The organism is Paractinoplanes polyasparticus, assembly GCF_019710575.1.
GTDB classification, from domain to species: Bacteria; Actinomycetota; Actinomycetes; order Mycobacteriales; family Micromonosporaceae; genus Actinoplanes; species Actinoplanes polyasparticus.
Window position 1 is genome coordinate 1 of the sequence record NZ_JAHWFK010000100.1, and the last position, 9,407, is coordinate 9,407.

At 67.0% G+C, this 9,407-nt stretch carries 10 protein-coding genes and 1 pseudogene; 3 read left to right on the top strand and 8 right to left on the bottom strand.

What is annotated here, in order from left to right; translation table 11 throughout:
• Positions 1–177 precede the first annotated feature (177 nt).
• The 3 genes from KXC43_RS53515 (at position 178) to KXC43_RS49995 (ending at position 2,557) form a co-directional block, all read left to right on the top strand.
• Complete coding sequence (locus KXC43_RS53515; protein ID WP_369076990.1) at positions 178–372, top strand: transposase family protein; 195 nt, start codon at positions 178–180, stop codon at positions 370–372.
• 265 nt (positions 373–637) lie between these two features.
• Positions 638–2,269, top strand: a complete 1,632-nt coding sequence (locus tag KXC43_RS49990; RefSeq protein WP_255646211.1) for a methyl-accepting chemotaxis protein — start codon at positions 638–640, stop codon at positions 2,267–2,269.
• Between the two features lie 36 nt (positions 2,270–2,305).
• On the top strand, positions 2,306–2,557 hold the full coding sequence (locus KXC43_RS49995) for a hypothetical protein (RefSeq protein WP_221383385.1): 252 nt from the start codon (positions 2,306–2,308) through the stop codon (positions 2,555–2,557).
• 124 nt (positions 2,558–2,681) lie between these two features.
• Here KXC43_RS49995 and KXC43_RS52285 read toward each other — a convergent pair whose 3' ends face one another.
• The 8 genes and pseudogenes from KXC43_RS52285 to KXC43_RS50025 all read right to left on the bottom strand — a co-directional run bounded on the left by KXC43_RS52285 (position 2,682) and on the right by KXC43_RS50025 (position 9,224).
• Positions 2,682–2,810 carry a hypothetical protein gene (locus KXC43_RS52285; protein WP_255646212.1) on the bottom strand — a complete coding sequence of 43 codons (129 nt, stop codon included), beginning with the start codon at positions 2,808–2,810 and terminating at the stop codon, positions 2,682–2,684.
• A 234-nt stretch (positions 2,811–3,044) separates the two neighbouring features.
• Positions 3,045–3,734, bottom strand: coding sequence for a transposase (locus KXC43_RS50000; RefSeq protein WP_221383386.1), 690 nt, complete (start codon positions 3,732–3,734; stop codon positions 3,045–3,047).
• 384 nt (positions 3,735–4,118) lie between these two features.
• Positions 4,119–4,697 (bottom strand): group II intron maturase-specific domain-containing protein, encoded by a 579-nt coding sequence (locus tag KXC43_RS52290; protein ID WP_308129626.1) that lies wholly within the window; start codon positions 4,695–4,697, stop codon positions 4,119–4,121.
• A gap of 37 nt (positions 4,698–4,734) precedes the next feature.
• Positions 4,735–5,100 (bottom strand): annotated as a pseudogene (locus tag KXC43_RS52295) (reverse transcriptase domain-containing protein); the annotation flags it as partial.
• A complete protein-coding gene (locus KXC43_RS50010; protein ID WP_221383387.1) occupies positions 5,090–7,138 on the bottom strand; it encodes a recombinase family protein in 2,049 nt (682 codons plus the stop codon). The pseudogene KXC43_RS52295 and the gene KXC43_RS50010, both read right to left, overlap by 11 nt.
• A 146-nt stretch (positions 7,139–7,284) precedes the next feature.
• Complete coding sequence (locus tag KXC43_RS53520; RefSeq protein WP_221383388.1) at positions 7,285–7,530, bottom strand: DUF5372 family protein; 246 nt, start codon at positions 7,528–7,530, stop codon at positions 7,285–7,287.
• The gene (locus KXC43_RS50020; RefSeq protein ID WP_221383389.1) at positions 7,499–7,999 is read right to left on the bottom strand and encodes a reverse transcriptase family protein; all 501 of its coding nucleotides are present in this window, start codon (positions 7,997–7,999) and stop codon (positions 7,499–7,501) included. The genes KXC43_RS53520 and KXC43_RS50020 overlap by 32 nt, the downstream gene beginning before the upstream one ends.
• A gap of 472 nt (positions 8,000–8,471) precedes the next feature.
• Entirely contained in the window at positions 8,472–9,224 is a 753-nt protein-coding gene (locus tag KXC43_RS50025; RefSeq protein WP_221383390.1) for an ISL3 family transposase, read from the bottom strand.
• Positions 9,225–9,407: the final 183 nt, after the last annotated feature.

Here is a 9,407-nt window from a genome sequence, read left to right on the forward strand (position 1 = left end):
CGCCGCCGTCCCCGTATCGCATGCCCTAACTAGACAGCACACCCGAACCAGCAGGAATCACTCAAAGCGGCGATGTGGACACAGGAGTGACCTCAACTCCAGAAGCTCGATACTCGGCTGCTGCCGCACCTGGCGAACGTCACCATTGACCGGGTCCATGAGACCGGCGGCCGGATAGTGATCGAGGCCAGATCCGGGCGTGACCGGACAGCATGTCCAGGCTGCGCTACCGAGTCGGAGCGGGTGCACGGTCGCTGCCACCGGCAGCTGGCCGATACCGCTCTGGCCGGACGGCCGGTCGTCATCCGGCTCCTGATACGCCGGCTGACACGCGGACGGTACCTTTCGCGGTCACCTTCACGACAGGGGTGACGCCTTTGGGCGCCCAGGTGCTGGCCTTGTGTGCCCTTAACGTCTGACCGCACTCGTCGGCGAGACAGCTCCACGCCCCGTGGCGGGCGGCGACTACCCCGCCCCAAAAGGTGTCTAGCTCCCGTGGACTGCTGGCCGGGCGCCTGCTCCGATGCATTCGCTCAGTGGTTGCGAGCCGGTTGCCGATCTTCTCTTCGTAGGGATCAAGCCGCGAGCGGCATGGGCGTCCAGTCGTGCCCGGTTGCCGAGATCGGAAGGAACCGGGTTGAGCGCGCCGAGTGCCACGGGGACAAAGGCAGCAGGACCACGATCGGGGTGGTTCGCCAGCCTCAGCATCAACGTCAAGATTATGAGTACGGTGGCGTTGGCTGCGCTGGTGGCGATGGCGGTCGGGATCCTTGGTCTGCAGGGGCAGCATGCGGCCAGCGCGTCGGCCCAGGAGATCTACAGCCATAACGTGGCCAGCATCCAGGCCCTCGGCGATCTCCGGTCAGCGGTTCTGCAGGGGCGGTTGACGGTGGTCAATCATGCGGTCTCCCGAGACCAACAGACCATGAGAAGATACGAGCAGGCGCTGGCCGGTGACCTGCAGGCCATCGAGGCAGCGTTCGCCGCGTACCGCAACAGCAACCCGGCCACCGACCCGGCGGCTGTCGACGAGCTGTTCGCCGACTACGAGGCCTACTCACAGCTGGCCGAGGACAAGCTCCTGCCGGCGAGCCGCCGCAACGACATCGTGACGTGGCAGCGTATTCGCGATACCGAGCTCACCTCGCTGATGACCGAAGCGATGCAAGACATCACCGCCATGAACGCCAACGAGGCCGCAGCCGCGGCTGAGAACGCCGCCGCTGCACAGTCGTCGTACGAGTCGCACCGCACCATCTCGATCGCACTGCTGGCCGTGGGTCTGCTCTTGGCCATTGGTGCGGGCATATTCGTCGCCCGCGGCATAGTCACTTCCTTGAAGAGGGTGCAGTCGGTCTGCGAGAGCCTCGCCGAAGGTGACCTCACCCGCACGGCCGGCCTCAATGGCCGCGACGAACCGGGCCGGATGGGTCGTGCCCTGGACACCGCGATCCTGCACCTTCGTGAAACGGTCAGCACGATCGGGGCGTCGGCGGTCGCGTTGGCCGGTGCCGCCGAGCAGTTGACGACGGTCAGCTCGCAGCTGCAGTCCGGGGCTGCCGACGCCGCGACCCGTGCCAATGCCGCCTCACACGGCTCGGAACAAGTCAACGCAGGCGTGCAGAGCATTGCCGCCGGCGCGGAGCAGATGAGCGCTTCGATCACCGAGATCGCCAGCAACGCCGGTCGTGCCGCGCAAGTCGCCCAGCAGGCCATGGGCGTCGCCCAGCGCACCACCGACGAGGTCGCGCAGTTGGGCTCGGCCAGCGCCGAGATCGGTGACGTGGTCCGGCTCATCACCAGCATCGCCGAGCAGACCAACCTCCTGGCCCTCAACGCCACCATCGAGTCGGCGCGAGCCGGCGAGCTCGGCAAGGGGTTCGCCGTCGTGGCCGGCGAGGTCAAGGAGCTGGCCCAGCAGACCGCACGGGCCACCGAGGAGATCACCTCGCGCATCGCGGCCATCCAGACGTCCAGCGGCAGCGCCGCCGACGCGATCAGTGAGATCACCGCAGTCATCCAGCAGATCAGCGACTACACCACCACGATCGCCTCCGCTGTCGAGGAACAGACGGCCACCACCGCCGAGATGAGCCGGTCGGTCGCCGATGCCGCCGCGAACAGCGGCGAGGTCGCCGGCACCGTCTCCGGCGTGGCCGAGGTAGCCACCGCCACCGCCACCGGCGCCAGCACCACCCAACAGGCCGCCGCCGACCTGACACGGCTGTCCAACCAGTTGACGAACCTGGTAAACGGATTCCGACACTGACCCGAGACTGACAAGAGTCCCCACCGGGAGTTACTGGTGAATCGCGATCTCGGCGCCACCGACGACCATATCCAGCAGCTGATCACACTCTTACTCGATCGGGCAATCGTCGCCTCCCACACCCTGGCCCTATTGCACACCCTCGCCGACACTGACCCCCACGGCGGCTCATCCGCGCGCGCCGATATTGCCCAAGCCATCACCGCAATGCAGGGTGCCGGCGTCACACTCGTCCGCAACGCCGACCAACTCGCTCAACTGCTTCACTCCCGACAGACACGCCCGTAATGCCCGCACAGCAAGACCATCTGCGGCACAGTCCCCTCGTCTACTTCCGGCGGAGCCGGTTACGAGCAAACACCAGCAAGTCCGGGAAGGCCTATCCTGCTCCACCAGCGCCGTCCAGCTGCACTCAGGGTGCCGCGGCCGTCGCGGTATCAGCGCCGCGGCGGACCGGGATGATGAACTTGGCATGGCCGCCGATCACCTGGATGTCGCCGGTTTCGTCGATGTCCAGCCCGCTATCCTGAGTCCCGGACATGCGGTGCCTCCGCCAAGGCGCTACCGCACTGACTCCACCGAAACTCCAGCGCAGCCGAGGACGCAGCTGAAGCCGCCATCCCAGTTCGGCGTCGGCGACAGCGACCGCCCCTCGACGGCGACAACTGATGGAAGCCGCTACCAGAGCGGCGATCAGGTCACCGGCCCCTCGTCCCGGTGGCGGGACTGTAAGAAAATGGGCTCTGGCGCAGAAACGGTGGTCGGTGAGGTCGGCCTACGCGAGCAGGATTCGTTGTCGGAGCAGGGCGAAGCCTGCCCGGCCGTACATCCGGTTGAGAAGCTTGACCTTGGTGTTCGCGCCCTCGATCGGCCCGTTGCTGTAGGGCAGGGTGAGGCCCGCGGTGACGGCGGGTAGGTCCATGCGCAGGCCGTGGACGAAGCACTGCAGAGCGGGCAGGTCGTCGCTGTCGACGCCGGTGATCCCGGCGTCGAGGTCACGGCTGCGGCGGGTTGTCAGCAGATCAGCGAACGCGCTGATGCGGGCGGCCAGGACGGTCACGTGTGGGCAGGCGTCGAGGAGTTCGTCGAGGTGGCTGCGGCGGTGGGCAGGCAACCTGTCGGGATGGCTCATGAGCCAGCTGACCAGGCGCCGCGGTGACGGGGTAGCCCGTTCGGCGTCCGCGCGGTCTTGGTTGAGATAGCGCACCAGCAGGTTGGCGCTGCCGGTATAGCCCTGTTCGCGGATTTCGGTCAGGAGCTGCGTCACGGCCGCGCCGGGCTCCTCGGTGCGGCGGGTGCGCAGGTGGTCACGGAATGGATCGACCAGCGTTTCGCGGTATTGCGGTGGTCGCTGCAGTTGTTCGGCGCGCTCAGCGCGGGCATAGGGTTTGACGGTGTTCAGGGCCCAGCCGAGCTGGCGGGCGCAGTCGAGCAGGCCGACACCTTGGTCAAGCAGTTGGTGCACGGTGGTGTGCCGCTCGCGGGTGCGTTCGTCGGCGGGTCGCTGCCCGGACGGGATGCTCGACCGCCAGCAGCCGGAGTGCGCGATGGCGGTCTTCTCGACGGCCTTGCCGAGGTTGTTGGGTCGGGCCGGGGCGCCCTGTCGGGATTGCTCCCGGTGGGTTTCCCCGACCCGCCCTCCGAACCCGGCGTGCGACTCTCACCGCACCGGGCTCTCCACGAGATCATGCCGTTGGGACAGCACCTTCCAAGGCGTCCGGCCAAGGGCTGGGGATGCTGTTGCCCCGGTAGCGGTATCGAGTGATCGACACGCTGGCGAGGCTGAACAGTCTGACTCCCGCCAGTTGAATGGGCTTCCAATGTCCTTGCGGATCCCGGAGCCTCTCCATCAAACCCGGGGCTTGACACATCGCTGGATGGCCCTCCAAGTCGTGCGGTGCCGGTGCATCACCCAGCGGATCACCCGCCACCAGACGAAGGTGTGCAGGCGAGACTGGGTGTGCTCGCCGACCGCGTGCTTGAAGTAGTTGGCCCAGCCACGCAGGATCTGATTGATCCGGATCAGCGCGATCTTGTAATCGAGATGCGACAACTGGTGGGTCAGGGCTCTGATCTTCCGTTTCAGCGACTCGACTGGCTTGTCGGCGATGAACGTGTAGACGTGCCACTTTGCCGTTCCGCGTTTCTGCATCCAGACGATGCGGAAGCCGAGGAAGTTGAACCCATCCGCGAAGTGGACAATCTGGGTCTTGGCCGGGGAGAGCGTCAAGCCCATCCCGGCCAGGACCTCGCTCACCTGTTCGCGAAGAGCTTCGACATGCTCCCGGGTGCCATGGACCATGACGACGAAATCGTCCGCATAACGGACCAGCCGCCAGGTCGGCAGGCCCCGCCGCCGTCGCCGTTCGCGGTCCTGCCGGGTCGCCATCGCGGTCGTCCATTGCTCGGCGGCGAAGTCGTCGAGCACCGACAAGGCGATGTTGGCCAGCAGGCGGTGAGAGGATCCCTCCTTGCGGTGTCCCGGAGGTGGTCTCGTTCCGTTCGCCGAGTTCGGTCATGATCCCGGCTTTGAGGAACGCTTTCACCAGCGTCAGCACGCGTTTGTCCTTCACCCGCGCTCGCACTCGGTCCATCAGGGCCGTGTGGTCGATGCGATCGAAGCACGCCTCGATATCGGCGTCCAGCACCCAGCGATATCCCTGGGAACCGAACAGGTGAATCTCGGCTATCGCGTCGTGCGCACGCCGGTTCGGCCGGAACCCGTAAGAGCACGGACGGAAGTCCGCCTCGAAAATGGGCTCCAGGACCAGCTTCAGTGCGGCCTGCACCACCCGGTCGGTGGCCGTCGGGAGGGTCGTTTCATACTGCACCTCCTGCGGGAATCAGTGGGGTTGATGGTTTGAGATGAACCGATCCGGTGACTTTCTCGCGGTAGACGGCCTCGACCTCGGCGGTCCAGAGGATGCACCAGCGTCCGGAAGGGTCACGGCGGGCTGGGACCTGTCCGAGCCAGATCCAGTGGTAGATCGCGTCGCCGGTGATGCCCAGCCGGGCGGCGGCCTGCTTGATGGTGATCTCGCCGTCGTGCAGGCATTGCGTGCGTGGAGCGCGGATCTTGAAGGCGTGGCGGATCCACCGGACGGCTTTGATGTCGAACTGGTGGCCCTTGCCGGTGCGGAAGCCTTGTGCGTTAAGGGTTTCGGCCAGTTGCTCGTCGGACAGGACACCGCCGAGGCGACGGGCGAGCTCGACTGCGCCGGCCGGGGTCCGGTCGGGTTGGCGGCGGGTGGCGGTGATTTCCTCGGTGGCGCCGGTGTGCCAGCGCACGCCGACGCGGATCTGGTCACTGTCGTGTTCGGACCGGATGGTGACGTCGGAGATGACGGTGCGCAGCAGCCTTTTGCGGTCTTTGGCGCTGGTGGCCGGGTGGTCCCAGAGCCGGGGCAGGTCGGCGGCGAGGCGTTGCAGGCGGTCGCGGTCGGGCAGCGGCGGCCTGGCGTCGAGGGCGGCGGCCAGCGCGGTCTTCGCATCGGCCAGAGCGGTCAGCTTCGCTTCCCAGCGCGTCTCCAGGGTGCGTGCCACCAGACGGTTTTCCGGCTCGACCTGGGCAAAGGCGCGTTCGGCCAGGTCTGCCTCGTATTGGGCGCGTTGCAGAGCCAGGTCGGCGGCGCGGTGCGCGCGGGTGTGCCGCTGCTGCACTTGCTCGGCGGCGTCCAGGGTGAGGTCGATCTGCTCGCTGGTCAGCGTCGACAGCAGCAGCTGGGCCAGCACGGTGTCGATGGTCGACGCAGCCACCGAGCGGCAGCGTTGGCTGCGGGCGGCGTCGCGGTGGCCCATGCAGTCGTAGTAGGCCACCTGGGTGCGGCCCTGGTAGCGGGTGCCGACCCGGTGACCGCAGTGGCCGCAGCTGATGATGCCCTGACACAGGGGCGGTCCTTCCCGCGGCGGGCGGGCGCCGGCGTTAGTGCGGTTGCCGGCCAGCTTCGCCTCGATGTCCAGATACTGCTGCCAGGTGAGGTAGCCCTCGTGGTGGTCGTGGATGAGGACCTGCCATTGATCCCGCGGCAGCACCCGGCTGGCGGTCTTCACCGTCCCGTCAGGACGGACGGTGCGCACGAGGCGGTGCTGACCATAGGCGTAGGCACCCGCGTAGGCCGGATTGGACAGCACCCCCAGCACCCGGCCGTGCGTCAGCTTGCCCCAGCGCAGCTGCCCGGCCCACACTCCGCCGTAAGCGCGCAGCGGGAACTTACGCCCGGTGAACGCTTGCACCACCCCATAGGCCGACCCGGTCCGGATGAACTCGGCGAACACGTCGGCCACCGCCTGGCGCACCTGCTCGTCGGCGTCCATCACGATCGACCTGTCAGCGTCGTACTCGTAGCCGACCGGCAGCGGCAGCCGCAGCTCACCTCGTGCCGCCGCCGCCCGCTTGGCACCCTGCAACCTGCCGAACAGCAGGTGGAGCTCGGCCTCCGACATACTGCCCTTGAGACCCAGCAGGAGCCGGTCGTTGAAATCGGCCAAGTCGTAGACCCCATCGACGTCGATGACCAGCGTGTCGGTCAGCCGGGCAAGCTCCAGCAACCGGGTGAACTCCGCCGACGAACGAGCAAACCGCGACACCTCGAGGCCGAACACCGCCCCGACCTCGCCCAGACACACCCGGGCCACGACGTCGCGGAACCCGCCGCGGTCGCTGCCGTAACGGCCCGACACCCCCAGGTCGGTGTCGATCACCTCGACCGCCTCGGCCGGCCAGCCCAGCCGCTCGGCCTCGCCCGCGAGGGCGTACTGCCGTGTGGTCGACTCGGCGTGGTCGCGGACCTGCACCATCGTCGACTGCCGAACATAGATGATCGCGATCCGGGACCGGTGCGACGCGGTGATCTTCGCTTCCCCGTTCACGGCAGCCACCTCCGACCAGCTGCGACTCCAGCATGTTCGCGATCACGGCGATGGCTTGAGGGCGATCCCCACACCCGATAGCCATGCCGCACCGTCCCTGACCATGACGAACCACGCAAACTGCACTCATGCGTTTCTGTCATGATTCACGCCCCTTCGCCCCGGTCAGCACAACCCTTGAACAGCGCATTCACCACGACGAGCAACTCGGTCAGCGATTCAGGTGACAGCCGAGCCTCGTCCGCGGCCGGGCCACGGTCAGTCCACTCGACCGGAAGAGTGACACTGCCTCCGTCACCGGCGTCGCAGACGAACACCCGACCACCGCCACGCCGCTTCGAGTACAAGACCTCCAAAGACCTACCGGCCAGCGGGTGGAACGGATACGTCACCAGCAGCCAACCCGAATGCTGCCTGGACGAATGGGGAGTTTGCGACGTCCGTCGGGATCCCCAGCCGGCGCAATTTCCCGCCGGTTTTCGGGATCATCCGTTCCCGCACCGGCAGCGGCCCGAAGGTCCCCGCCCTCAACGAAGAACGAATGTGGTCCAGGTGCGTAGTCACCCCGGACATCTCGACGTCGGCGGCGCGAACGCCGTCCACGCCCGCTGTCCGGGCTCCGGTGTTGCCCGCGACCCGTTCGAAGGCCATCACCAAGGTGGCCGGGTCGCAGACGAAGTTGAATACATCATCGAACCGGAAGCCGTGGTCGGCGACCGCCCAACGGTGCAGTTTGGTCTGCATCTTCCGTACCCGGGACTCGACGACCAGCACCGAGGGCCACGTGACCGGGACATCCACCCCGGTTTCTTCGGACGTTACAGTCCCTTCCCTTGCGATCTCGCTGCCGTCCTTCCCCATGTGCCGGGCTTTCCCCGACTCGGAGTACTACGACGGCTCCGCCCGTTCCCGGCCTGATCGGCAGACGGTGCACCCAGCCCGTCCACCCACGCTGGCAGCGCGGACGGCGGGCAAGACCGGGAAGGTTCCCGTGTTCACTGATTGATCGATCGTCGGAGTAGGCACCCGGCTATACCCCCGCGGCATCTCCACGGTTACCCCGCAGCACTTCACCGTGGCCTCCCGGACCGTTTGGCATCCACAACCCGGAAGTTGCCCACCGTGGAACATCGACGGGCACGCACCGCAACCAGCCCTCATCCACCAGGTTCGAGCTGATGTCACCTTAGGAGGCTTCACACACCGGTTCCTCTCGTATACCTCTCCAACTCGCTCGCCGGACCCGCACCATCTGGCGGTACTGACACGTCCCGGCTTTGTCAGGGCCGCTTGCCACCCTCCCCAGCACCTCCCGGATCAGGCTGCCCCAGCTTCACCGCCCTGCTGCGACAGGACAGCGGCGAAGGTCTCTCACCCCCACTCGATCAATCAGCGCCTCACGGCGCACGTTCCAGAGGTGCCAGCGGTCGCTGACCTGTATCGCCTGCGGCGCACCATCGCGGATCGCTTCGGCGTAGGTCGCTGATCCGTCCCGGCAGACTACCGCGACTTCGGGATGTTCCCGCAGCCAGGCGGCAAGAGTGTCGGCCTTGCGGTCGGGCAAAACGTCGACCCGACGATGGGTGACCGCGTCGAGCAGCAAGGTCGCATAGCGGCGGCCCCGCCGCAACGCGAAGTCGTCGACGCACAGTACAGCCGGCACCGGCACGGCTGGGATCGGCTTCGCCATCAGAACCCGCAGGACCGTGCTTCGTGAAATCCGAGCGCCCAGCCGGGCCAGCACGGCAGCACCAGACCGGCCGGCAGCGACAACTGCCAGGTCGGCGACCAGCGAGGTCAGCTGCTGAGTCCGCCGCGCCCAGCGCTGGGTCAGCGCGGGCACCTGCTCGCGGAACGTCCGCCGCGGGCACGACAGGGCCACGCAGACCAAGCGGCGAACCCGAACCTGAACCGTGACCGCCCGTCCAGCGATCGGAAGATCAGCCAGGCGACGCTCGTGATAGGCATGCACCCGCCCGCTGAGCTGCCCACATTCCGAGCAGGCGGCCGCCGCCATCGGGGTCCGCGCCACGATCCGCACCGTCGCTCCGAGGTCCAAGACCTGGTCGATGACCAGCGCAGACAAGCCAGGAAAACTGTCTTGATCAAGTCACACGGCGGTCATGATCCCGCACGCGACTCACCACACAGGACAGTGACCCGACCACCGTTTCTGCGCCAGAGCCAGAAAAAAACGGCTCTGGCGCTCTTTCGGTGGTGACCGCGGGTGATCTCAGTTGAGGAGGATGCGGTGGCGGAGCAGGGTGAA

What these genes read in the sequence shown, in the direction of transcription:
- KXC43_RS52285 (WP_255646212.1), bottom strand. Translation starts at nt 2,810, where the DNA reads ATGTCCGGGACTCAGGATAGCGGGCTGGACATCGACGAAACCGGCGAC.
- KXC43_RS50020 (WP_221383389.1), bottom strand. Translation starts at nt 7,999, where the DNA reads ATGGGGAAGGACGGCAGCGAGATCGCAAGGGAAGGGACTGTAACGTCC.